Origin of the sequence: Janthinobacterium tructae, from assembly GCF_006517255.1 — a bacterium.
Taxonomy (GTDB): domain Bacteria; phylum Pseudomonadota; class Gammaproteobacteria; order Burkholderiales; family Burkholderiaceae_D; genus Janthinobacterium; species Janthinobacterium tructae.
Map to the genome: position 1 here is coordinate 1,949,364 of NZ_CP041185.1, position 24,282 is coordinate 1,973,645.

Sequence of the window (24,282 nt, forward strand, 5' to 3'; positions counted from 1 at the left end):
CTATATGTGGACATGGTGCTTGATGATATCCGCTTGCCTGGCTTGCATGACAGCCCTGCCGGTGCAAGCCGCCCCAGACGTGCCGCCATCGTGGGCTTTGCATAACGAGGGGGGCCTGATCCCGGTGGATCTGGATCAGATGCAGAGCTACCGCATTCAAGCTGTCGCCGGGCAGGATATCGGCCTGCCCGGGCCGACGCCGGCGACGGCGCGCAAGATCGTCACCATAGCAATCTTCGATACAGGCCTTGATGCCAGTCATCCCGCCTTTGCCAAACTGCTTGCCCGAACTGACACAAGCACACCACGCCTGGCCGCGTCCGGTGAGAATGCTGGCTACCGCGATACCGATGGCAGCGGCACGCATCTGGCCGGCATTGTCGCATCGATCTCGCAAGACATTGTCATCATCCCAATGCAGGTATTGCAGCGCGCAAGCAACGCGCCAGTCAAACCCCATCTTATCGATGCCGTGTCGGAACGGATGGGCGTCGATGCTGTGAGCATGCAAGAATTGTCTCAGCGCGTGGCTGCTGCTATTCGCAGCCTTGCGGACAGGTCGGTGCAGCTAATGCTGCTACCCTTCGGCTGGCCACGCACCGCCGACACCGACCCGGTCGCGGCGGCAATCGCCGAGGCGCAGGCCCGTGGCGTCCTGCTCGTCGCGGCGGCGGGAAATGATGCATCGACCACGCTGCCCGTCCCCTGCCAGTTAAGCGGCGTCATTTGTGTCGCCGCCAGCCGGCCCGATGGCGCCATCGCCAGTTTTTCGAATATCGGCCCTGGCGTCGATATCGCAGCGCCAGGTGTCGAGATACCGGGGCCGATACCAGTTGGCCGCCGATCAATCCGGCAACCGGGATATGCCTACGACAACAGATCGGGCACCTCCCAGGCCGCAGCCATGGTCGCCGGCGCCGCAGCCCTCTTGCTGTCGCGAGGCATTCCAGCGGCAGACGTTTATCCGCGCTTGGTACTGGGCGCCCGGTCCATGCTGCCTGAAACCCGAGTCATCGAAGGGCCCGTCAACACCAGCGGTCATGCCGTCGACAGCCTGGATCCGCATGACATACCGCTGCGATACGGCCAGCTGGATATCGCTGCCGCCTTGGCGTTGCCCGCGCGGACCTTGATACTGCCGGCGAACAAAGAGGTCAAGGCTATCGCCTGGGACGGCGTCGCAAAGACCGTCGCGCTGGAGCTGGCACTGAAAAACGTCTGGGAATCGAGCCCTGCTGCGCACTTCGCGATCACTATCCGGCCCGCCGGTGACGATACGGTGCTTCCATCGGCCACCATCGACCGCGCATCCTTCAATGGTAACTGGCCGGCACAACAGGAAAAACGCTTCGCTATCCACTTACAGCTGCCCGACCCGGCGCGTAGCGACCGTCCCATTCCGTCCGACCTCGCCTACACGGTAACAGTCAGCATCAATGGCGTTGCACAGTCTCCATTCGACATCGGCGCCACACTATACCGCTCTGTCGGCAAGACGATGGGCGGGCCGCACATCACAAGCTATCCGATCAGCGGTAGCCTAAAAGCAGGCATGCACTTGCGCAGGGTCGAGCAATCCGACCTTGATCGCAGGCCACACGACTACCTGGCCATGGGGCCCGATCCGGTCAATCCGCACGCAATCCGGCTTGCCCTGGCCACATCGAACAATGAAAAATTAGCGCTATCCGCACCGACCAGTATTGCAATCAATGGTTTGCTGGAGCACTGCCACGTACAACAACACAGCAAGCTCGATATCGACTTCGACGGCAAAAGCGAATATATCCTCCTGCTCGCCGAGGACCGGCCTGCCAGCCCCGCCGAATTACCACGCGATCCGCAAGCCGCCCATTTGCTGATCTTTGACGAGCAGATGCGTCTGCTAGTCTATCAAAAGATTCAGGATGAGCGTTTTAGCAGGCCCACGCAAGTTCGCTGGATGAGACTGGGAAATGTCATGCGACCCGCGTGGAGTGGCGAGGGAAAACAGTTGGTTCGGGTGTACGCCCCCCGCGACCTGCAGGGCCAGCCCCATCGTAGCGAGACGGCCAAAGGCCCCATCAGCCGCAATTTGTATTACCTCGACAACGGCTTTCGCGTCGCGCATCTGCCGCTGGATGCAACACTGCTCTTGTTCCCATTTTATTTTGAGGAAACTTATACAGGGCAAGTACCGTTATTGTTTGTGGAAAGGAAAACGCCATGCACATCCGGTTTTTGTTTAGACGTGATGCAGCTGGCTATGCTCGAGGAGGGGCAACTCCAGCGCGACAAGCGCATGAACAATAGCGAGTTTGGCTTTTTCTCGGACATGTTGAGCGGCCCTTTGCTCGATCCCGCGCCAGGTGGCCACTTTGCCGGCGTGCATTGGTATGCCAGGGATGCGCACCACCTGTTGAGAGTCAGCTTTTTCAACCGGCGTGCGCGCCATTTCGGCCAACATATGATCGCTCCCACGCGCGCAGCACTCGATATCCCCATCGCCGTCACCGGAGCATTTCAATCAGAGCGGCAGTCCGCTGCCTTTGTCAACACGGTACACGAGCTGCAATACCATGATTTCAAAACCGGCCAAATCGCGACAAGCAGGCTCAACGCGTACTCATTCCTGGGAGAGCACCGCTATATACCACAACAATTTCCCATCGTCATACGCGATGTATCAAAACACACAGAAGGCCGCCCCGCCTTGCTGATCGCTGCAAGGCAAGGCGAATATAGCATCTCCCTGCCCGCCATGAAGCAAGCTGGAAAAGGCAATCACATCATCAGCCCGGCTCGCTGGCACTTGCGCAGCAGTGCCGACTGCAAGGCGTTGGAAGAGCCTGTCTTCCTGCCGGCACAGTCCGTCTATGCACTGGATTTTTTCTGTGGCGATAGGATATTGAGGATCGCCTTCGCCGACTGAGCCGCCCCACTTGTCGCCATGCCTTGCAACGCCCGCCTGCATAAGGTGGTGTAACGCCTATCTCTTGTGCTAGAATCTCGCCGCGCTGCCCGGATGGTGAAACTGGTAGACACTGGAGACTTAAAATCTCCCGCCTGTAAGGGCGTGCCGGTTCGATTCCGGCTCCGGGCACCAGCGCACATGCCACTTCCAGAGATAGTACTTACTACCCTTCTGACGCTCTCCCGTTCCGCAAAACTGTCTTTATTCCGCAAAAAATCTCCAGCCGCTATATTTCAGGTTTCACAAGTTGGCCCGGCGATGCCGCACCTAGCGTCCCGTCATGGTCGTCATTGTCACGTTATAGGCACCGTCATCGCGCTCGTTTCCCGCATCCTGACTCGCCTGCCCCCGCCGACATTTTTGCAACAACACCCTTCGCTCCTCTCGCTTCGCCGCGACTTCCTACTGATATAATACTTACAATCAAGTAATACCACGAAATGTGCGCCTCAAGGCTCCCGCAACCGTTTGTGTACCGCTAGCCCAGCCCATGAGCTCCCTTTTCGACCACGAGATCATCAAACAGCTGCACAGCGGTGGCCGCTCGCGGGTATATCGCGCCAGGGCCGCTGATGGCACTGCGCTGATCGTCAAGAAGCCCAATCAGCAGTTCCCCTCCTTTCAGCAACTGGCACAATTCAAGCGCGAGTATGCGATCGCGCGTCGCTGCCGCCATCCTGGCGTAGTGCATCCGCTGGCGCTGCAGTTGCACGGCGGGTGCTGGACGATGCTGCAGGAAGATAGCGGTGGCCTGGCGCTCGACCAGGTGTTGCGCGCGCAGCTGGCGGCGCGCAGGACGCCGGCGCAGCCTGCGTTGGCGCTGGACGATTTTTTCGACATCGCGCTGCAACTGTGCGCGGCGCTGGAAGCGGTCCATCGTCATGGCGTGATCCACAAGGACATCAATCCCTCCAATCTGGTGTGGAACGCCGATCGGCGTCTGCTGCAGCTGACCGATTTCGGCATCGCCTGTGAACTGCCGTACGAAAGCCATGGCATCGTCAATCTCCAGGCCCTGGAAGGCACGTTGCGTTACATGGCGCCGGAACAGACGGGGCGCATGAATCGGCGCGTCGACTGGCGTGCCGATTTCTATGCGCTCGGCGCCACCTTCTACGAACTGCTGGCCGGCCAGGCGCCGTTCGAGGCGGGCGACGCGATGGAACTCGTGCATTGCCACATTGCCCGCAGTCCCGACTGGTCGCACCCGGCACTCGCAAACTTGCCGGGCCAGCTGCTGCCGATCATCCAGCGCCTGCTGGAAAAAAATGCCGATCAGCGCTATCAGAGCTTGCAAGGCCTGCGCAGCGACCTCGAAGCATGCCGCGCGGACAAGCCGGCGCAGGCGCTCAAGCTGTCCGACCACAATGGCCGCTTCCTTGTGCCGCAGACGCTGCATGGGCGCGAGGATGCCATCGCCGTGCTGCTGGCGGCGTTTGAACGCAGTGCCGCAGGTCGCTGCGAGATGCTGCTGCTGGCCGGCCATTCAGGCATCGGCAAATCGGCGGTCGTCAACGAAGTGCAGAAACCGATCGTCGCCCGGCGCGGCTGTTTCCTGTCCGGCAAGTTTGACCAGCTCCAGCGCGACGTCCCGTATGCCTCGCTGATCCAGGCCTTCCAGGGGCTGGTGCGCCAGTTGCTGGGCCAGCCCGAAGCAACGCTGCGGCAATGGTCCGGAAAACTGCACGGCGCCCTGGGCGATGGCATCGGCGTGCTGGTCGAACTGATTCCCCAACTGGCGTTGATCGTCGGCCCCACCGACGCGGTGCCCGCGTCGGCGCCGGCTCAGGCCCAGCTGCGCCTGGACCGCCTGTTCCCCCGCTTCGTCGAAGTCTTCGCCTGCGCCGGGCATCCGCTGGTGCTGTTCCTGGACGACCTGCAATGGGCCGATGCGGCCACGCTGCGGATGATCGAGCTGCTCATGCTCTCCTGCGACCAGTGCTGCCTGCTGTTCATCGGTGCGTACCGCGACAACGAAGTGAGCGCCGCGCACCCCCTCATCGCGCTGCGCGACAAGCTGCTCGCACGCGAGGTGCGACTGTCCACGCTGTTTTTGCGCCCCCTGAACGAAGCGCAAGTTGCGCAAATGGTCGCGGCCACCGTGCGCGTGGCGGCGCCAGACTGCGCGCCACTGACCCGCATTTGCTACACCAAGACGGCCGGCAATCCATTTTTCCTCAACCAGTTCCTCGCTTCGCTCAATGAGACGGGCCACCTGCGCTACCGCGCAGCCGACGATTGCTGGGACTGGGACCTGCGCGCGATACAACAGGTCAAATATACCGACAACGTGGTCGAGGTGCTGCTGGAGAAAATCCACCGCCTGCCCACGGCAACGCAGCACCTGCTGCAACTGGCCGCCTCCAGCGGCAACCGCTTCACGCTCGACACGCTTGCGCTGGCAGTGGACCGCTCGCCCCGGCACACGCAGCAAGCCTTGTGGCCGGCGCTGCATGCAGGACTGGTCCAGCCGCTCGACGAACGCTATAAATACGTCAATGGCGACACCCGCGCCGGCCACAGCGGCGTCCATTACCGCTTCCTGCACGACCGGGTGCAGCAGGCAGCCTACCTGGTCGCCGATGCCTCTACCCGCGCGGCCAACCATCTTCGCATCGGCCGCCTGCTGCTGCAACATGCCACGCCGGGGCACCAGGACGAGACACTGTTCGAGATCGTCGAACAGCTCAACGCCGGCCGTGCGCTGCTCGACGATGCGAACGAGCGCGTGCAGCTGGCGGCGCTCAATCTGCAGGCTGGCGTCAAGGCACGACGCTCGGCCGCGTTCCAGGCCACGCTGGAGCACATGCGAATTGGTCTCGGCCTGCTGCCGGCAGAGGCGTGGAGCGTCCACGCCGACCTCTGGCTCGACCTGCAGCTGGGCGCGGCCGAAGCGGCTTACCTGTGCGGGCAGTTCGATGCCGCCGAGGCGATCTATCCGCTGGTGCGCGCCCGCACCTTGCACCCGCTGCTGCAGGTACGCTGCATTGCCATCCAGGCGCACCAGTATCAATTGCAGGGCCGCCTGCTCGACGCCATCGAAGTGCAGCGCGAAGGCCTGGCGCAGTTGAACATCGCCATTGCGCACGATGTCGCGCACATGAAGGCGCGCTTCGACGACATCCTCGCCGATATCGGGAGGCTGCATGGCACGCAGGCGCCCGACACCTTGCTGGCGGCCGGCGACATGTGCGCGCCGGACGCGGTGGCCGCGATGCAGATGATGCAGGGCCTGTGGATGGCCAGCTATTACGCCGGCCAGCAGGATCTCAGCGCGCTGATGGTGGTTTCGATGACGCGGCTGTCCATGCAACGGGGGAACAGCGATTTCAGCGCCGTCGCCTATGTCGGCTACGCGCTGATACTGGCGCTGTACGACGGCGACGTGGCGCGCGGCTACGACTTCGGCGCGATGGCGATGGCGCTGGCCAGGCGGCGTGCCAATCTGCAGACGCGCACACTCACGGGCCTGATGTTCGGTGCGCTGATCAGCCACTGGACGCAGCCCCTGCGCAGCTCCGACGCCCTGTACGAAGAAGCCTTTGGCTGGGCGCTGGAAATCGCCGATTTCGTGCAGGTCGGCGTGGTGGCGGCCGTGCGCGCCACCGAACGGATGATCCTCGGCGACTATCTGCCGCACCTGATGCACGACATCGAGCATGACCTGGCGCTGATGCGCGCCAACGGCCAGCAGGCGATGGCCGATTGCTGCGTCGCCGCCGCGGTCCAGCCGATCAAATGCCTGATGGGCCGCCTGCCCCGGCACGACAGCTACGATGATGCGACGTTCAGCGAGGCGCGCTTCCTCGAACAGTATGGCGATTCGCAGCTGTATCGCGCCTACTATTTGCAAGGCAAGATCCGCAACGCCTACCTGTTCGACGGCGCCGACGCCGAGCTGCTGGCCGGCCAGCTCGGCATCGTCACCCAGATCATGCGCGGCCAGGCCAAGGTTGCCGAGTCGAGCTTCTACGCCGCGCTGATATGGCTGCGTGCCTTGCGGCGCGACCCGGCGCGACCCGATGCGGGCGATGTGCTGAGCGTGATCGATGCACTGCAGGCGAGCCTCACCGAGTGGGCCAGGCTAGGCTCGGACAATAGCGCTGCCAAACATCTGCTGGTGATGGCCGAGATGGCACGCTACCGCGACGATCTGCAGCTGGCCACGCGCCATTACCGGCAGGCGATCGACGCCGCCGGCCTGGCAGGCTACGTCAACGTACAAGCGCTGGGCAATGAGCTGTGCGGCGAATACTGGTCCGAGCAGGGCCAGGCGCGCGTGGCCGGCGTCTTCATCCAGGACGCCATCGCGCACTACGGCCAGTGGGGCGCAGAGGGCAAGGTGACGCAACTGCGGGCGCGCCACGCTGCGCTGCTGTCACGGATGGATGGCCGCGCCACGCTATCGCATGTAGGCCCCGACACGCACGGCAGTTCCACGCTCGACCTGGTGTCGCTGCTGAAGGCGGCACAGATCCTGTCGAACGAAGTCGGCCTGCGCAATGTGCTGACACGGCTCATTTCCATCGTGTGCGAAAACGCCGGTGCGCAGGTAGCGCGCTTGCTGCTGCTGTCCGAAGGCAGCTACCAGCTGGAGGCCAATATAGATGGCGACGGCGTCACCGTCCTGCAAGCGCGGCGGCTCGACCTGAACGCCGCCAGCGACCCGCAGTTCCCGCTGTCGCTGCTGCGCTACGTGATCCGCACTGGCGCGGAGGTGATCGAAGACAGCATCACCGGCGTCTCGCGCTTTGCCGCCGACCCGTACGTGCAGTTGCGGCGGCCGCGTGCCGTCATGTGCCTGCCGATCCGGCACGGCGGCCAGATCGACGGCATCCTGTACTTCGAGAACCGGCTTGCAGAAGCCTCGTTTACGCAGGAGCGCGTCGCCTTCCTGCGCATGCTCGGTGTACAGGCGATGATTTCGATCTCCAGCGCCAGGCTGCATGACAGCCTGGAGCGGCGCGTTGCCGAACGCACGGAACAGCTGGAAGACGCCAACCGCAAGCTGGCAACCCTGTCCATCACCGACGGCCTGACGGGCCTGTCGAACCGGCGCCATTTCGACGACGTGCTGCGCACCGAATGTGCGCGCGCCACGCGCGTCGGCCAGCCGCTGGCCGTCGTCATGCTCGATGTCGACTACTTCAAGCGCTTCAACGACCGTCACGGCCACCAGGCCGGCGACGCATGCCTGATCCGGGTCGCGCAGGCGCTGGCGGCCAGCATGCGGCGCGCAGGCGACCTGACGGCGCGCTACGGCGGCGAAGAGTTTTCAATGGTGCTGCCGAACACAGGCGCAGACGAGGCGCGCCAGATCGGCGAAGCGCTGCGGCGCGCCATCGAAGAGCTGGCCATCCCCCATGCGAGTGCCGATGCAGCACAGGTGACGATCAGCGTCGGCATCGCGGTCCAGCCGCCACCGGGCGCCGCCGATCCCGACGCCCTGCTGCGCCTGGCCGACGCCGCGCTCTACCACGCCAAGGATGCGGGGCGCAATTGCGTGGTGCTCAAGGTGCTGCCGCCGTGTTGATACGCATGCGGCGCGCGCCATTTTCACGGCGCTTGGCAGCGACTCAATCGCTGCCGTGACTATTTTCGCGCGCCTGCTCCCTCGCTTTTTCGCTTGAGGCCAGGCCGTTGAAGAACAGATTGAGCAGCACGGCAACGATGGCGGCCAGCAGGATGCCGCTGTGCAGCAAGGGCGACAGGGCCTTCGGCATGTGCTGCGCATACTGCTCGGCCACCAGCGGCAGCATGCCAAAGCCGATAGCCAGGGCCACGATGAACAGGTTGTTGCGGTTGCTCTTGTAGTCGACGCCGGCCAGGATGCGGATGCCGGTGGCGGCCACCATGCCGAACATCACCAGCCCCGCCCCGCCCAGCACGAACGCCGGCACGGACTCGGCCGTTTGCGCGATCTTCGGGATCACGCCCATGACCAGCAGGATGATGCCGGCCGCTACGCAGACCCAGCGGCTGCGCACGCCCGTCACCCCCACCAGGCCCACGTTTTGCGAGAACGAAGTGTACGGGAAGGTATTGAAGATGCCGCCGATCAGGGTGCCCAGGCCATCGACGCGCAAGCCGCGGCTGATGTCGTCCTGGGTGATGCGCTTGCCCGTCATCTCTCCCAGCGCGAGGAACATGCCCAAGGACTCAATCATGACGACGATCATCACCAGGCTCATGGTCACGATGGCAACCACGTCGAAGGTCGGCATGCCGAACTGGAACGGCGTGACGATGGCAAACGCCTTGGCGCTGGCCACCTTGGCGAAATCGGCCCTGCCCAAGGCAAACGACAGGGCCGTGCCGGCGATGATGCCGATCAATACCGCGATATTCGACAGGAAACCGCGGCCATACTTGGCCACCAGCAAGATGACGGCCAGCACGAAGAAGGCGATGCCCATGTTATCCAGCGCGCCGTAGCCGGGGTTGGCAATCAGCGGCACGGGGCCAAGCGGCGCAGGCAAGCCGGCCGCCGTGGCGGCAGCGGCCATCTTGAGGAAGGCGGGATCGGCAATTTGCGCCATGGCGGGCGGCCCGCCCATGGCCCAGTTCACGCCCACGCGCATCAGCGACACGCCGATCACGGCGATGATGCTGCCGGTGACCACGGGCGGAAACAGGGCCAGCAGGCGGCTGATGAAGGGCGCGATCAGCATGGAAACGACGCCGGCGCCGATCACGGCGCCAAAGATGCCGGTGATGCCCAGGGCCGGGTTGTTTGCCATGGCCAGCATGGGACTGACGGCGGCAAAGGTCACTCCCATCATCACGGGCAGGCGGATGCCGAAGTACTTGCCTATCCCCAGGGACTGGATCAGGGTCACCAGACCGCAGCAGAACAGGTCGGCACTGATCAGTGCCGCCACCTGCTCGGGCGGCAGCTTGAGGGCGCGTCCGACGATCAGCGGCACGGCGATGGCACCCGCATACATGACGAGCACATGTTGCAAGCCCAGGGTGAACAGCTTGCCGGCTGGCAGGATTTCATCGACGGGCGATGGCGCTGCAGGCGTGCTGCCCGGAGCGCTGCGGTGGATGGATTTCAAGCGGGGAGAGGCCATTTACGCTCCATTTCCTGGGTTACCGCGGCCCGGATGGGCGCAGGTGAAAGGGAAAAGCAAGAGAGAAACGGGACGACAGGAACACACTGGCGGTGGATGAGGCATGCGAAGCTCCTTGAATGGGATGACCAAGGTATGCCATGCACGCTTCGTGCCAGGTGAAATTGTATACAGTTTGTGGCGACAAACCAGCATGAGGCGCATGGCGCCCTCCCCCTTCGCACCGATTTCAGGCGCGCCGCCATGAGCATGCACTAAAAGGGGACGCCAGCGCGGTCAGCGTCGCGTCCGCACCTCCTTGACGGCAGCGGCTGCATCGGCCGCCAGTTCACCGATATCCTTGTCGCGGCGCCGGTCGAACCAGCGCACGCTGGCACTCACCAGCCACCACGCCGGCAAACCGACGAGCGCCATCAGCGGTGCGGCAATGAACAGGAAGCCCGTGGCCGGATCACAGCCATACAGCGCCGCCACCGTTTGCGCGCTGTCAAACAAGCCGGGCCACCACGCCAGCACCGCCGACACCAGAACGGGACCGGCAAACGTGGCAATGATGATGCTGGAGCAAATACGGATGAGCGCCTCCTTGCAGTTGCGTGGCCACATGACCATGAAGCTGAGCAAGGTGGCAAAGAAGGCGGCCAGCAAGGGGACGCCCAGCAGCTTGATCCAGGCAGCCCCTGCGGCGGTGATATCGATATGCATGATGTACTTTCCGTTGCGGCAAAAAAAGCTGCGCTTGGCAGCTTGCTTGCTGTCATTCATTTGAGAAGGCGGCTTGCTGCCCTACCCTTGCGCCGGTCCGAACAACGCCGCCACCAGCGGATCGCGGCGCGCCGCACCGCGTGGCCAGCACGCCGTGCGGCGCACCTGCGGCGGCAGTTCGGCCCAGCCGTCGACCTCATCGTCCGGTTCGCCCAGCGCGTACAGTGCGGGTCGCTGGCGCCCCGGTTCCGTGCAATGGCGCTGCGCCAGGTGAATCTGTCCCATGCCGCACATGTGGCGCAAATAGCGGCTCATGGTGCCCGCATCGAGTCCCAGCAAGGCGGACAATTGTGCCGCGCTGGCCTGACCCTGCTCGCGTATGTATTGCGCGATGCGGGCGATATGCAGCTGCGACTTCCTGCTGCGTCCCTGTAACTGGCGCCCCTGGCGCGGCGCCACCCTGCTTTCCACCAACTGACTGCTGTTCAACATCTGCCTGACCTCCCGTGGTGTCGTCCATCGGCAGACGCTGTAGTGCGTTTGCGACAGGCAACGAGTGGACTTTATCAATCGCTAATGTTAAAGTCAAGCATTTGGTAATTTATCAAACGGTAAATTTCGGGTTTAATGTGGAGATGAATATGTATCAATACAGACGCGACCGCCTGCTGGCCCTGATCCGCGAGCACTACGACAACACGCGCAAGAAAATTTCCGACGTCAGCGGCTGGAGCGAGGCGCGCATCTCGCAAATCCTCTCGCCCAGCTACCGCGAGGGACGCGCCTTCAGCGAAAAAATCGCGCGCAAACTGGAAGCGGACCTGCAACTCGACAGCATGTACTTCGACCAGGGTGCCGCGCCCGACCAGGCGGCGCTGGTGGCGCGTGCCTTGGGCGCGCCAGGTGAGGTACAGCCGGTGGTGGTGCTCGATGGCGAAGATGCGCGCTTCTACCCGATCCGCAAGGTCAAACTGCGCCTGTCGGCAGGTATCACGGGCTTTGCCATCGAACCGGAAACGCACGACGGCAGCACCATCAGCGTGCCGCGCAGCTGGGTCGAGCGCAATGGCTACCACCCTGAAAAACTGGTGGCCATCAAGGTCAAGGGCGAGAGCATGGAGCCGGCCCTGTACGAGGACGACGTGGTGATCATCAATACGGCCGACAAGCGGCCGGCCGATGGCATTGTGTTTGCCATCAATTACGAAGGCGAACCGGTGGTCAAGCGCATGACGCGCGATATCGGCGAATGGTGGCTGACCTCGGACAACCCGGACCAGCGCAAATACCACCGCAAGCTGTGCCGTGGCAATGAATGCCTGATCGTGGGCAGGGTCGTGCGCAAGGAAAGCGACCGGATTTGAGAACAAAGTTTATCAATTGATAAACATTGTTCTCATGTTGGCGTTTACACCAATGCTGCCTGGATCTGCTGCAGCGATGCCGGATCGTCCATCGACGTCAGGTCGCCAGGGCTGCGCCCTTCGCAGATGGCCTGGATCGAGCGGCGCAGCAGCTTGCCCGAACGTGTCTTCGGCAACTGTGGCACGAACAGCACGCGCGCGGGCCGCGCCACGGCGCCCAGCTGGCGGTCTACCACGGCCATCACTTCGCGCTCCAGCGCCGCTTTCGCTTCAACGCTGTCGAAACCCTGCGGGTTTTTCAGAATCACGAAGGCCATCGCCACCTGGCCTTTGAGCTTGTCTTCCACGCCCACCACCGCCACTTCCGACACATTCGGATGGCTGGTGATGCTTTCCTCGATTTCGCGCGTGCCCAGGCGGTGGCCGGCCACATTGATCACGTCATCGGTGCGTCCCAGGATGAAGTAATAGCCGTCCGCGTCGCGCACGCCCCAGTCGAAGGTGGAATACACTTGCCGGCCGCTGAAGGTGGACCAGTAGGTGTCGACGAAACGCTCGTCGTCGCCGTACACCGTCTGCATGCAGCCGGGCGGCAGCGGGCCTTCCAGCACCAGCACGCCCTTCTCGTTGGCGCCGCACTCCTCGCCCGTCGCTTCATTGAGCAGCTTGACCTGGTAGCCGTACATGGCCATGCCGGGGCTGCCCAGGCGCGTCGGCGTATCGGCCACGCCTTTTGCCACAGACAAGATCGGCCAGCCCGTCTCCGTCTGCCAATAGTTGTCGATGATGTCCACTTTGAGTTCATCGGCGATCCATTGCGAGGTGGTTTCATCGAGCGGCTCGCCCGCCAGGTACAGCGCCTTCAGAGAAGACAGGTCGTACTTGCGCATCAGTTCCACCGGATGCTTGCGCAGCACGCGGATGGCCGTCGGCGCCGAGAACATGCGCGTGACCTTGTATTTTTCGACGATGCTCCACCAGATGCCCGCATCGGGACAGATCGGCAAACCCTCGTACAGGATGGTGGCCATGCCGGCGATCAGCGGGCCATACACGATGTAGGAATGGCCCACCACCCAGCCGATATCCGAGGTGGCAAAGAAGGTTTCGCCGGGCTTGCCGCAGAAGTTGTACTGCATCGACGACGCCAGCGCCACTGCATAGCCGCCCACGTCGCGCTGCACGCCCTTCGGTTTGCCCGTCGTGCCCGAGGTGTACAGCACGTACGACGGCTCGTTCGATTCGAGCCAGGTGACGGGCACCTGCGCGTCCAGGTGCTGCTCGCGCAGGGTCGCGTAATCGACGTCGCGGCCAGGCGTCAGCTGCATCGGCACCAGATGGCGGTCAACCAGCAGTACCTGCTGCGGCTTGTGCGCGGCGATGCGGATGGCTTCGTCGAGCAGCGGCTTGTAGGCGATTGCCTTGCCATTGCGCGAACCGGCATCGGCGGAGAACACCAGTTTTGGCTGCGCATCGTCGATGCGGCTGGCCAGGCTGTTGGCGGCAAAACCGCCAAACACCACGGAATGCACGGCGCCGATGCGCGCGCACGCCAGCATGGCAAAGGCCGCCTCGGCGATCATCGGCATGTAAATCAGGACACGGTCGCCCTTGACCACGCCCAGCGACTGCAGGATGGCGGCGCAGCGTTCCACTTCGCGCTGCAGCTCGCGAAAGCTGTAAGTGCGCTCGGTATTCGTTTCGGTGGAAATGGCGATCAGCGCGGCGGCATCGCCCTGGCTGTCCACCCAGCGGTCGACGGCGTTGTGGCACAAATTGGTAGTGCCGCCGACGAACCATTTGGCAAACGGCGGGCGGGAATAATCAAGCACTTGCGAAAACGGGGTATGCCAATCGATCTTTTCCGCTTCCTCGCGCCAAAAAGCGTCAGGCGTGTCGATCGAGCGTTGATAAAATGCTGCGAAATTCATGTCTCCTCCGGTAGGCGTGCAATCTGTGTCGGGCCTGGGCCAACTGGCCTGGGCGCCGCATTATGTGTACGATCTGTGTAGCATCTGCCTGCGTATCTCTGCCTAAAACGCGTCGCCTGGAATGCGCACGACACCTTCCATCAGCACGCGTGCGCTGCGGCTCATGATGGCTTTGGTGACGCTCCATGCGCCATCGACCAGCGCCGCTTCCGCGCCCACCATCAGGGTGCCGGACGGGTGGCCGAAACGCACGCTGGTTTTTTCGCCGCCGCCCGCCGCCAGATTCACCAGGGTGCCGGGAATGGCAGCAGCCGTGCCGATGGCGACAGCGGCCGTGCCCATCATGGCGTGGTGCAGCTTGCCCATCGACATGGCGCGCACCAGCAGGTCGATCTCGCCCGCTGCCACCTGCTTGCCGCTGGACGAGACATAGCTGGCCGGTTTGGCGACAAAAGCCACTTTCGGCGTGTGCTGGCGCTTCGCCGCTTCATCCAGGTGGGCAATGAGACCCATGCGCAGGGCGCCATGCGCGCGGATGGTCTCGAAACGGGCCAGCGCGGCCGGATCGCCATTGATGGCGTCCTGCAGTTCCGTGCCCGTGTAACCGATGGCCTGCGCATCGACAAAAATCGTCGGGATGCCGGCATTGATCATCGTGACTTTCAAGGTGCCGATGCCGGGCACGTCGAGCTCATCGACCAGGTTGCCAGTGGGGAACATAGCGCCACCGCCACCCTCTTCCTCCGCGGCCGGATCGAGGAATTCCAGTTTCACTTCGGCGGCCGGGAAGGTCACGCCATCGAGCTCGAAGTCGCCCGTTTCCTGCACCTCGCCATGCGTCACGGGGACGTGGGCGATGATGGTCTTGCCGATATTGGCTTGCCAGATGCGCACCGTGGCGACACCATTTTCAGGCACGCGCGCGGCGTCCACCAGGCCGCTGGCAATGGCGAACGAGCCGACTGCCGCCGACAGGTTGCCGCAATTGCCGCTCCAGTCGACAAACGGCTTGTCGATGGAAACCTGGCCGAACAGATAATCGACATCGTGCTCCGGCTTGCTACTTTTTGCCAGGATCACCGTCTTGCTGGTGCTCGAGGTGGCGCCGCCCATGCCGTCGATCTGCTTGCCGTACGGGTCCGGGCTGCCGATCACGCGCAGCAGCAGCGCATCGCGCGCCGCGCCCGGCACTTGCGCGCTGGCGGGCAAATCCTGCAGGCGGAAAAACACGCCCTTGCTGGTGCCGCCACGCATGTAGGTGGCGGAAATTTTGATTTGGGGGGTGTGGCTCATGTCACTCCTGGAAAGAGGTAGGTCGGATTAGCGGGGCAGCGCCACGCGTAATCCGACACATTGTTGGCGGGTTTTTCGCAAATATTGTCGGATTACGCTACGCTAATCCGACCTACCCGTCAGGCTGCCTTGGACGACTCGAGGAAATCCTGGGCGAAGCGCTGAAGCACGCCGCCCGCCTCGTAGATCGACACCTCTTCCGCCGTATCGAGGCGGCAGGTGACGGGCACTTCGAGCGTTTCGCCGTTCTTGCGGTGAACGAGCAGGGTCAAAGTGGAGCGCGGCGTGCGCTCGCCCACGACGTCGTAGGTTTCACTGCCATCGAGGCCCAGGGTCTTGCGGTTCACGCCAGGCAGGAACTCCAGCGGCAGCACGCCCATGCCCACCAGATTGGTGCGGTGGATGCGCTCGAAGCCTTCGGCCACGATGGCTTCCACGCCAGCCAGGCGCACGCCCTTGGCGGCCCAGTCGCGCGAGGAACCCTGGCCGTAGTCGGCGCCGGCGATGATGATCAGGGGCTGCTTGCGCTCCATGTACACCTCGATGGCTTCCCACATGCGCGAAATCGTGCCTTCCGGCTCGATGCGCGTGAGCGAACCGGCTTTGACTTTGCCATCCTCGATGACCATTTCGTTCTTCAGGGTCGGATTGGCAAACGTGGCGCGCTGCGCCGTCAGATGGTCGCCCCGGTGCGTGGCGTAGGAATTGAAGTCTTCCTCCGGCAAACCCATCTTCGCCAGATACTCGCCCGCCGCGCTATCGAGCATGATGGCGTTCGATGGCGACAAATGATCGGTCGTGATGTTGTCGCCCAGGACGGCCAGCGGACGCATGCCTTTCAATGGGCGTGCGCCAGCCAGCGCGCCTTCCCAGTATGGCGGACGGCGGATATACGTCGTCTGCGGACGCCAGTCGTACAGGGGGCTGACCTTGATGCCGTCGTCCACCTGCGCGGCAAACATCGGGATGTACACCTTGCGGAACTGCTCCGGCTTGACGCTGGAAGCGACGATGGCGTCGATTTCCTCGTCGGATGGCCAGATATCCTTCAACTGGATGGCCTTGCCGTCCGGGGCGATGCCCAGCACGTCCTTCTCGATATCGAAGCGGATGGTGCCGGCGATCGCGTAGGCCACCACCAGCGGCGGCGAGGCGAGGAAAGCCTGTTTCGCGTACGGGTGGATGCGCCCGTCGAAATTGCGGTTGCCCGACAGGACAGCCGTGGCGTACAGGTCGCGCGACACCACTTCTTCCTGGATGACAGGATCGAGCGCGCCCGACATGCCGTTGCACGAGGTGCAGGCAAACGCCACGACGCCGAAGCCCAATGTTTCAAGCTCGGTCATCAGGCCCGCTTCCTGCAGGTACAGCTCCACCGTTTTCGAGCCCGGTGCCAGCGACGATTTGACCCAAGGTTTACGGGTCAGGCCCAGGCGGTTCGCATTGCGCGCGATCAGGCCGGCGGCGATCATGTTGCGCGGATTGTTCGTGTTGGTGCAGCTGGTGATGGCGGCGATGATGACGGCGCCGTCCGGCATCTTGCCCGGCTCGTTTTCCACCACCCCGGAAATGCCGCGCGCGGCCAGTTCCGACGTCGGCACGCGGTTGTGCGGATTCGACGGCCCGGCGATATTGCGCACCACGGACGACAGATCGAACGTCAGCACGCGCTCGTACTCGGCGTCGACCAGGCTGTCGGCCCACAGGCCGGTCTCTTTGGCGTACAGCTCCACCAGCTTCACCAGTTCGTCGTCGCGGCCCGTCAGTTTCAGATACTTGATGGTTTGTGCGTCGATGTAGAACATCGCGGCCGTGGCGCCGAATTCCGGCGCCATGTTGGAAATCGTGGCGCGGTCGCCCAAGGTCAGGTGCGAAGCGCCTTCGCCAAAGAATTCCAGGTAGGACGAGACGACCTTCTGCTTGCGCAAAAATTCCGTCAGCGCCAGCACGGTATCGGTGGCCGTGATGCCCGGCTGTGGTTTACCCGTCAGCTTGACGCCGATGATGTCGGGCAGGCGCATCCACGAAGCGCGGCCCAGCATCACGCTTTCCGCTTCCAGGCCACCGACGCCGATGGCGATCACGCCCAGCGCGTCGACCATGGGCGTGTGCGAATCCGTGCCGACCAGGGTGTCGGGATAGGCCACGCCATTTTGTACCTGGATCACGGGCGACATGCGCTCGAGGTTAATCTGGTGCAGGATGCCGTTGCCTGGCGGGATCACGTCGACATTTTTAAAGGCTTTCTTGGTCCAGTCGATGAAGTCAAAGCGGTCTTCATTGCGGCGGTCTTCGATGGCGCGGTTCTTGGCGAAGGCGTCGGGATCGAAGCCGCCGCATTCGACGGCCAGCGAATGGTCGACCACCAGCTGCGTCGGGACGACGGGGTTGACCAGGGCCGGGTCGCCGCCCTGGGCCGCGATGGCGTCGCGCAGGCCGGCCAGGTCGACCAGGGCCGTCTGGCCCAGGATGTCATGGCAGACGACGCGCGCGGGGAACCATGGAAAGTCCAGGTCGCGGCGGCGCTCGATGAACTGGCTCAGCGACGCGTTCAGGGTGGCAGGGTCGCAGCGGCGCACGAGGTTTTCGGCCAGCACGCGCGAGGTATACGGCAAGGTGGCGTAGGCGCCTGGCTGGATCGCATCGACGGCGGCGCGCGTGTCGAAGTAGTCTAGCTGGGTGCCCGGCAAGGATTTGCGGTGCAGCGTATTCATATTGGTGCTCATTATTTGCGGTCCTTGATCGGCACGAATTCCAGGTCTTCCGGGCCCACGTAGTTGGCGCTCGGGCGGATGATCTTGTTGTCGATGCGCTGTTCGATGATGTGGGCGGCCCAGCCCGAGGTGCGCGAAATGACGAACAGCGGCGTAAACATCGCCGTCGGCACGCCCATCATGTGGTACGACACGGCCGAGAACCAGTCCAGGTTCGGGAACATGTTCTTGATTTCCCACATGACCGATTCCAGGCGCTCGGCGATGTCGAACATCTTGGTGGAACCGGCTTCCAACGACAGATTGCGCGCCACTTCCTTGATGACCACATTGCGCGGGTCGGAAATCGTGTAGACGGGGTGGCCGAAGCCGATCACCACTTCCTTGTTGGCCACGCGTTCGCGGATGTCGGCTTCCGCTTCATCGGCGTTGTCGTAGCGTTTTTGAATGTCCAGCGCCACTTCGTTCGCGCCGCCGTGTTTCGGGCCGCGCAGCGCGCCGATGGCGCCTGTGATGGCCGAATGGATGTCGGAACCCGTGCCGGCGATGACGCGGCTGGTGAAGGTCGACGCATTGAATTCGTGTTCCGCGTACAGGATCAAGGACGTGTGCATGGCTTTTTCCCACGACGCCGACGGTTTTTCGCCGTGCAGCAGGTGCAGGAAGTGGCCGCCGATCGAGTCGTCGTCCGTTTCCACTTCGATGCGCTTGCCGTTATGGCTGTAGTGGTACCAGTACAGCAGCATGGAGCCGAACGACGCCATCAGGCGGTCGGCGATGTCGCGCGCGCCAGGCGCGTTATGGTCGTCTTTTTCCGGCAGGGTGCAGCCCAGCACGGACACGCCCGTGCGCATCACGTCCATCGGGTGGGCGGCGGCCGGCAGCGCTTCCAGGGCCGACTTGACAGCCGACGGCAAGCCGCGCAGGGATTTCAGCTTGGCTTTGTAGCCTTTCAATTCGGCGGCGGTCGGCAGCTTGCCATGCACCAGCAGGTAGGCGATTTCCTCGAACTCGCAGCTGTCGGCCACGTCCAGGATGTCATAGCCGCGATAGTGCAAATCGTTGCCGGTCTTGCCGACCGAGCACAGCGCCGTGTTGCCGGCAGTAACGCCGGACAGGGCGACGGATTTTTTAGGCTTGAAAGTAGCGACTTGCGGTGCGGTCATAGTGTTCTCCAGAAGATGATTGTCAGTCCAGTGCGGCGGGCCTGGGCCTCCCAAGGCCCGCTCTTGTATAGGTGCTTACTTCTTTTGCGCGGCGAACAGCGCATCGAGCTTTTGCTCGAAGTCGTGATAATTGATCGATTCGTACAGCTCCATGCGCGTCTGCATGGTGTCGACGACATTTTTTTGCGTGCCGTCGCGGCGCAGGGCGCGGTAGACGTTGTCGGCCGCCTTGTTCATGGCGCGGAAAGCCGACAGCGGATACAGGGCCAGACCCACATGGGCGCTGCGCAATTCGTCCAGCGTGAACAGCGGCGTGGAACCGAATTCCGTGATGTTGGCCAGGATAGGCACATTGACGGCCTTGGCGAACGTGGCATACATGTCCAGGTCCGTGATGGCTTCCGGGAAGATCATGTCGGCGCCCGCTTCGACGCAGGCGACGGCGCGTTCCAGTGCCGCTTCCAGGCCATCGACGGCCAGCGCATCGGTGCGCGCCATGATGACAAAGTTCGGGTCCGTGCGCGCATCGACGGCCGCCTTGATGCGGTCGACCATTTCTTCCTTGCTGACGATTTCCTTGCCCGGACGGTGGCCGCAGCGCTTGGCGCCCACCTGGTCTTCGATATGCAGGCCGGCAGCGCCGAACTTGATCATCGATTTCACGGTGCGCGCCACGTTGAAGGCGGACGAACCGAAGCCCGTGTCGGCATCGACCAGCAGCGGCAAGTCGCACACGTCGGTGATGCGGCGGATATCGGTCAGCACGTCGTCCAGGCTGGAAATGCCCAGATCGGGCAAGCCCAGCGAGCCGGCCGCGACACCGCCGCCGGACAAATAAATGGCTTTATAACCGGCACGCTTGGCCAGCAAGGCGTGGTTGGCGTTGATGGCGCCGACGACTTGCAACGGGGATTCTTCCTGGACGGCCTTGCGGAATGCGGCACCTGCGGAGTATTGAGTCATGTGTTCACCTTATGGGATTCGGGTCGTCCCGAATGTTTCATGGACTTGCTATGAGCATCACTATTGCAAATGCCGTGCCAGGGCCGCGCGTCCACCCGGAAAGTACGCCGGTACGCAGTGCCATACGGGGGAAACGGCCATATATCGGCGTGGCGTGCAGTGTCACGCACGGGAACAGCGATGTCACGATTGAGATCAACGATGTTTCAAATATGTTTCAATCATTCCATTTGAAACATTGAAACATGAAACAGGCCAAACTGCCACCGGGCGGGACGCCGGGCGCGCACATAAAAAAACAGCCGGCGGGCGCCGGCTGCAGATTTGCTGGAAATGCAGGATTCAAGCCAGCCGCACCAGCGGGTTGGCGATGATGTTGTCGATCTGGCGCACGGCTTCTTCGCAGGCGGCGGCAATGGCGCCATCCTCGTCGTCGCGCACGAACTGCATGGTCGAGCCTTCAAATACTTCCAGGCCTTCCGCAGTGGCGCGTTCGATGTCGCAGCTGGCCGACCATTTGCCATCGGTGGTGGGCACGGCCAGGGGAACGATTTCCCAGCCTTTATAGTGAATTTTAGAACTGTTTTCCATGGGGTGCCTCCTTCGTGACTGACTCAATAGTGGAAATCGTAGCATGAAGCGCGACCGCTAGCGACGTGTTTCACGCGCCAGCGGGCGCGTCAGGCTGACTTTCAGGCTAAACGATTTACGCTGGCTCAAGGACGCAGCAGATTATCCACTTCCGTCCTGGCCACTTCCAGGCCAGCCGTGCAAGCCGTCTCGGGCGCCGCATAGCCGCCCAGGGTGCGGCTGCGCGTGATCGCTTGCGCCGCGCTCTCGCCCTCGCGCTGCAGGCGGTAGGTAAAATCCCATAAATCGTCGTTGTCCTTTTGCGGGGTCACCGAAATCGTAAAACCGCGGTATTGTTCGCTGCGTGCAGTGGTATCGTTCATGAACTCCTCCTTGTAGGATGAGGTTACCACGCTGCACGCGCCAGGGTGCGCACGACTGCCGCGCACTCCATATCTGTTTTTCGCATATCAAATGTCAATTCTCACCATTTTTTTAGCGCACTCTGGCGATATAATGCCCTTCCCTGTCCGTACTTTGCCGCCGCGATGACCCCACAAATCCAAGCTTTCTTCGACCCCGCCACCGCCACCGTCACGTATGTCGTGTACGAGGCCGATGGCCAGGACTGCGCCATCATCGATTCCGTGCTCGACTACGACCCGAAGGCGGGCCGCACCTCGACCACCTCGGCCGACAAGGTGATCGCCTTCGTGCGCGAACACGGCTTGCAGTGCCGCTGGCTGCTGGAAACCCACGCGCATGCCGATCACCTGTCCGCCGCGCCCTACCTGCAACAGCAGCTGGGCGGCGACGTGGCCATCGGCGCGGCCATCCAGACGGTGCAGCAGGCGTTCGCCGCCGTCTACCACCAGGATGACGCCAGGGCCGACGGCTCGCAGTTCGACCAGCTGTTCGCGCCCGACCAGGTGTTTCATATCGGAAAATTGGAAGTGCGCGCGCTGCACGTGCCCGGCCACACGCCGGCCGACCTGGCTTACCAGATCGGCGATGCCGTCTTCGTCGGCGACACCCTGTTCATGCCGGACGTGGGTTCGGCCCGCTGCGACTTCCCCGGCGGCTCCGCATCCCTGCTGTATCGCTCCGTGCAGCGCCTGCTGTCACTGCCGCCGCAAACGCGGCTGTTTATGTGCCACGACTACCCGCCCAACGGCCGCGCGCCGCGCTGGGAAGTGACGGTGGCGGAACAGCGCGCCAGCAACATCCACTTGCGCGACGGCATCACGGAAGCACAGTTCGTGGCCATGCGCACGGGCCGCGACGCCACGCTGGACATGCCGACCCTGATCCTGCCCGCCATCCAGGTCAACATCAACGCGGGCAAGCTGCCCGAGCCGGAAGACAATGGCGTGCGCTACCTCAAAATACCGCTGAACGCGATCTGATTGCCTCGGGCACACCCCGCCCCTCGCACCGCCTTTCTTGACACCACGCAAGTTCCAGCTCAGGCAATCCGCATACAGTGCAGATTGCCTGAGCTTGCTTGGGCGCAGCTGTTTTTGCTTTCCTGTCCTGGATGGAGCGCCCACATGTCACCCGACCCTACGCTCGATACCAATTGCATCCTGCTCGCCGAAGCGGAAGGCACGACCTTGTTCAGCCATGCGCTGCTCGAGGCCGTCACGCGCCTGCCCCGTCCCGGCATCATCATCTTTGTGCACGGCGTCAATTCCGACGGTGAATGGTATGAGCAGGCGGAACAAGGCCTGTGCGACGGCCTGAATGCGCGTCTGAAGCGCCGTGACGAGGACCTGGCAATCCCCGGCCCGGCTGCCGGGAAGATGCAGGCTGCCACATACACACCTGAATTGACGGATGACGGTTTCCTCAACCCCAAGCGCAATGCCACCACCTTCCTGCAGGCGGACGACGCCAATTCGCCCGTGATCCGCTTCCGCTGGGGCTACAAGGCCAACGGCGAGGAATTGCAGGCATTCGGCGACGGCATCTATCTCAACGAAAAGAATTACTGGGGCGGCGGGCCGTTCGCCAACGGCTGCAGCGCCCTGCCCGATCTGTGGGGCCAGGGCTTGTCGGAGGAACTGTTCCTGTGGATGCATATCCAGCACATGAACCCGACGAATGACCGGCAAGTGTATGCCTGCCCGCCGCGCCCGTACTTCGTGTTTGCCGCCTGGCGCCTGGCGCGTCTCGTACAATCGATCAGGGCGTGCCAGCACGACGCACCCGTCACCATCGTCTGCCATAGCCAGGGCAATATGGTGGCCATGGCGGCCGCCTTTCTCGGTGAAACGCTGGGAGCTTCCGCCGTGGCTGACTGTTACGTGCTGTGCAACCCGCCCTACAGTCTGCTCGATAGCAATTTCACGGAAAACTGGGTCAGCGGCCATCTGAAGGATGAGCATGGCAATACGGGCCGGCAAAAGTATGAAGCCCGTACCCAAACCTTGAAAGCGTTTTTCAACATCCTACGCAACCGTTCGGCCATGCAGCAGGATGCCGCCTTTGTCGACGAGTGCAGCGCCAATCGCAAGCCTGAACGCAAGGACAGCTACACGGCCGCGTTCGACCGCGCAGACTACGGCTTGCATGGCTCTACCTATGGCCGGGTCACCCTGTATTTCAATCCGCACGATCAGGTGATTTCGGCCACCCCCGTGCAGGGCATAGGCTGGCGCGGCATGTCGGCGCAGGAAATTGCCGATACGGGCGGCGAAGGCGTCTTCACGCAACGCGTGTTTGCGCAAAACCACCTTGTCGGCCAGGAAAATGAAAAGGACTACGATATCTGGCAGCGCAATGGCCAGCCCTTGACGCCGGACAGCCTTGATTTCTGGCACCCGCGTTCACTGGTCGCCGAGTACTCGATCGAAAAGGGTATGCGGGCCAGCAAAGGTATCGGGCGCAAGATACTGACCTTTTTGTTCGCGCCCATCGTCATCATTCTCGCCAAGACTGCCGGCACGCGCATCAACGCCCTGCCACCCAAGTCCTGGCGGCTGCCGATGAAGGCGCCCAAGCTGCCCGAGGCATTCCTGCCGCACTCGAAGCGCTTTGCCGACATCAGCGATCAGTTTGACGAAGGCTGCGATGCCCCGGCCGACTCCCTGCACAAGGACCGCGCCGCCGAAGCCGATGAGGCATATGCGCCTTACCGTCCTCAGGGCAAGGGCGATGCGCAAACCGAGGCGGCGCTGCGCTATGAACAGAACGGCATGCTGCGCATGCAGGCAAGGCGCGACGGCTTGGTCGAAAAAGGCAAGCCTGTGACGGCGGTGGACAAGCCGGAGGAGGCTAGCAAGGAATTCAATGCCTGGCGCAAGAACGAAATTCAGAACTACCTGACCGCCAACATCGACACCCACGCCACCGATCACTCAACCATCATGACCAATCCCGAGCATGCGCAAAGGCGTTGGCGTATGACGTGGCGGTGGGGGTGTGCACGATCAGGCAGGAGGCGTTGCGCAAATTAAGGGTTGCGGCGGATTGGAGGTTGTTAGAGCCTCTCAATGCCACCGATGATAGCGCCGAATTTTTTGAGTATTACGATAGCGGAGAATTC

15 protein-coding genes and 1 tRNA gene are annotated in these 24,282 nt (G+C 62.8%); 6 read left to right on the forward strand and 10 right to left on the reverse strand.

Translation table 11 applies throughout. The features are described 5' to 3' along the window. The first annotated feature begins 139 nt into the window (after positions 1 to 139). The 3 genes from FJQ89_RS08530 to FJQ89_RS08540 all read left to right on the forward strand — a co-directional run bounded on the left by FJQ89_RS08530 (position 140) and on the right by FJQ89_RS08540 (position 8,486). Positions 140 to 2,911, forward strand: a complete 2,772-nt coding sequence (locus tag FJQ89_RS08530; protein ID WP_168208409.1) for a S8 family peptidase — start codon at positions 140 to 142, stop codon at positions 2,909 to 2,911. A gap of 87 nt (positions 2,912 to 2,998) precedes the next feature. Next, a tRNA-Leu gene (locus FJQ89_RS08535) sits at positions 2,999 to 3,085 on the forward strand. 358 nt (positions 3,086 to 3,443) lie between these two features. After that, entirely contained in the window at positions 3,444 to 8,486 is a 5,043-nt protein-coding gene (locus FJQ89_RS08540; RefSeq protein ID WP_141169872.1) for a diguanylate cyclase domain-containing protein, read from the forward strand. A gap of 43 nt (positions 8,487 to 8,529) precedes the next feature. On the opposite strand, the gene FJQ89_RS08545 is transcribed toward FJQ89_RS08540, so the two are convergent. The 3 genes from FJQ89_RS08545 to FJQ89_RS08555 form a co-directional block, all read right to left on the reverse strand. Then, positions 8,530 to 10,029 carry a nucleobase:cation symporter-2 family protein gene (locus FJQ89_RS08545; protein ID WP_243136479.1) on the reverse strand — a complete coding sequence of 500 codons (1,500 nt, stop codon included), beginning with the start codon at positions 10,027 to 10,029 and terminating at the stop codon, positions 8,530 to 8,532. A gap of 276 nt (positions 10,030 to 10,305) precedes the next feature. Next, positions 10,306 to 10,734 (reverse strand): hypothetical protein, encoded by a 429-nt coding sequence (locus FJQ89_RS08550; protein WP_071076698.1) that lies wholly within the window; start codon positions 10,732 to 10,734, stop codon positions 10,306 to 10,308. Positions 10,735 to 10,815: 81 nt separating this feature from the next. Beyond that, on the reverse strand, positions 10,816 to 11,226 hold the full coding sequence (locus FJQ89_RS08555; protein ID WP_141169873.1) for a FeoC-like transcriptional regulator: 411 nt from the start codon (positions 11,224 to 11,226) through the stop codon (positions 10,816 to 10,818). A 149-nt stretch (positions 11,227 to 11,375) separates the two neighbouring features. Here FJQ89_RS08555 and FJQ89_RS08560 point away from each other — a divergent pair, with 149 nt between their 5' ends. After that, positions 11,376 to 12,098, forward strand: coding sequence for a S24 family peptidase (locus FJQ89_RS08560; protein WP_141169874.1), 723 nt, complete (start codon positions 11,376 to 11,378; stop codon positions 12,096 to 12,098). A gap of 44 nt (positions 12,099 to 12,142) precedes the next feature. On the opposite strand, the gene FJQ89_RS08565 is transcribed toward FJQ89_RS08560, so the two are convergent. The 7 genes from FJQ89_RS08565 to FJQ89_RS08595 form a co-directional block, all read right to left on the reverse strand. After that, positions 12,143 to 14,029 carry a propionate--CoA ligase gene (locus FJQ89_RS08565; RefSeq protein ID WP_141169875.1) on the reverse strand — a complete coding sequence of 629 codons (1,887 nt, stop codon included), beginning with the start codon at positions 14,027 to 14,029 and terminating at the stop codon, positions 12,143 to 12,145. A 102-nt stretch (positions 14,030 to 14,131) separates the two neighbouring features. Further along, the gene (gene prpF / locus FJQ89_RS08570; protein WP_141169876.1) at positions 14,132 to 15,322 is read right to left on the reverse strand and encodes a 2-methylaconitate cis-trans isomerase PrpF; all 1,191 of its coding nucleotides are present in this window, start codon (positions 15,320 to 15,322) and stop codon (positions 14,132 to 14,134) included. Positions 15,323 to 15,441: 119 nt separating this feature from the next. Beyond that, positions 15,442 to 18,036: a Fe/S-dependent 2-methylisocitrate dehydratase AcnD gene (acnD, locus tag FJQ89_RS08575; RefSeq protein ID WP_141172700.1), complete on the reverse strand. Its 2,595-nt coding sequence runs from the start codon at positions 18,034 to 18,036 to the stop codon at positions 15,442 to 15,444. An 11-nt stretch (positions 18,037 to 18,047) separates the two neighbouring features. Then, positions 18,048 to 19,202 carry a bifunctional 2-methylcitrate synthase/citrate synthase gene (gene prpC, locus FJQ89_RS08580; protein ID WP_141169877.1) on the reverse strand — a complete coding sequence of 385 codons (1,155 nt, stop codon included), beginning with the start codon at positions 19,200 to 19,202 and terminating at the stop codon, positions 18,048 to 18,050. Positions 19,203 to 19,277: 75 nt separating this feature from the next. Continuing rightward, positions 19,278 to 20,165, reverse strand: coding sequence for a methylisocitrate lyase (gene prpB / locus FJQ89_RS08585; protein ID WP_096236075.1), 888 nt, complete (start codon positions 20,163 to 20,165; stop codon positions 19,278 to 19,280). Positions 20,166 to 20,507: 342 nt separating this feature from the next. Then, positions 20,508 to 20,756, reverse strand: a complete 249-nt coding sequence (locus FJQ89_RS08590; RefSeq protein WP_096236077.1) for a hypothetical protein — start codon at positions 20,754 to 20,756, stop codon at positions 20,508 to 20,510. 125 nt (positions 20,757 to 20,881) lie between these two features. Beyond that, positions 20,882 to 21,118, reverse strand: a complete 237-nt coding sequence (locus tag FJQ89_RS08595) for a hypothetical protein (protein WP_141169878.1) — start codon at positions 21,116 to 21,118, stop codon at positions 20,882 to 20,884. Positions 21,119 to 21,283: 165 nt separating this feature from the next. Between FJQ89_RS08595 and FJQ89_RS08600 the strand changes: the two genes are divergently transcribed. Together FJQ89_RS08600 and FJQ89_RS08605 are read left to right on the forward strand one after the other, a co-directional pair. Beyond that, complete coding sequence (locus FJQ89_RS08600) at positions 21,284 to 22,141, forward strand: MBL fold metallo-hydrolase (RefSeq protein WP_141169879.1); 858 nt, start codon at positions 21,284 to 21,286, stop codon at positions 22,139 to 22,141. A gap of 144 nt (positions 22,142 to 22,285) precedes the next feature. Further along, a complete protein-coding gene (locus FJQ89_RS08605; protein WP_141169880.1) occupies positions 22,286 to 24,193 on the forward strand; it encodes a T6SS effector phospholipase Tle3 domain-containing protein in 1,908 nt (635 codons plus the stop codon). Positions 24,194 to 24,282: the final 89 nt, after the last annotated feature.

Excerpts from the sequence above, each read along its gene's own strand:
- FJQ89_RS08550 (WP_071076698.1), bottom strand. The coding sequence starts at position 10,734 with ATGCATATCGATATCACCGCCGCAGGGGCTGCCTGGATCAAGCTGCTG.
- prpF (WP_141169876.1), bottom strand. The coding sequence starts at position 15,322 with ATGAGCCACACCCCCCAAATCAAAATTTCCGCCACCTACATGCGTGGC.
- FJQ89_RS08530 (WP_168208409.1), top strand. The coding sequence starts at position 140 with ATGCAGAGCTACCGCATTCAAGCTGTCGCCGGGCAGGATATCGGCCTG.
- FJQ89_RS08605 (WP_141169880.1), top strand. The coding sequence starts at position 22,286 with ATGTCACCCGACCCTACGCTCGATACCAATTGCATCCTGCTCGCCGAA.
- FJQ89_RS08595 (WP_141169878.1), bottom strand. The coding sequence starts at position 21,118 with ATGAACGATACCACTGCACGCAGCGAACAATACCGCGGTTTTACGATT.
- FJQ89_RS08565 (WP_141169875.1), bottom strand. The coding sequence starts at position 14,029 with ATGAATTTCGCAGCATTTTATCAACGCTCGATCGACACGCCTGACGCT.
- FJQ89_RS08600 (WP_141169879.1), top strand. The coding sequence starts at position 21,284 with ATGACCCCACAAATCCAAGCTTTCTTCGACCCCGCCACCGCCACCGTC.
- acnD (WP_141172700.1), bottom strand. The coding sequence starts at position 18,036 with ATGAATACGCTGCACCGCAAATCCTTGCCGGGCACCCAGCTAGACTAC.
- FJQ89_RS08560 (WP_141169874.1), top strand. The coding sequence starts at position 11,376 with ATGTATCAATACAGACGCGACCGCCTGCTGGCCCTGATCCGCGAGCAC.
- FJQ89_RS08590 (WP_096236077.1), bottom strand. The coding sequence starts at position 20,756 with ATGGAAAACAGTTCTAAAATTCACTATAAAGGCTGGGAAATCGTTCCC.
- prpB (WP_096236075.1), bottom strand. The coding sequence starts at position 20,165 with ATGACTCAATACTCCGCAGGTGCCGCATTCCGCAAGGCCGTCCAGGAA.
- prpC (WP_141169877.1), bottom strand. The coding sequence starts at position 19,202 with ATGACCGCACCGCAAGTCGCTACTTTCAAGCCTAAAAAATCCGTCGCC.
- FJQ89_RS08540 (WP_141169872.1), top strand. The coding sequence starts at position 3,444 with ATGAGCTCCCTTTTCGACCACGAGATCATCAAACAGCTGCACAGCGGT.
- FJQ89_RS08555 (WP_141169873.1), bottom strand. The coding sequence starts at position 11,226 with ATGTTGAACAGCAGTCAGTTGGTGGAAAGCAGGGTGGCGCCGCGCCAG.
- FJQ89_RS08545 (WP_243136479.1), bottom strand. The coding sequence starts at position 10,029 with ATGGCCTCTCCCCGCTTGAAATCCATCCACCGCAGCGCTCCGGGCAGC.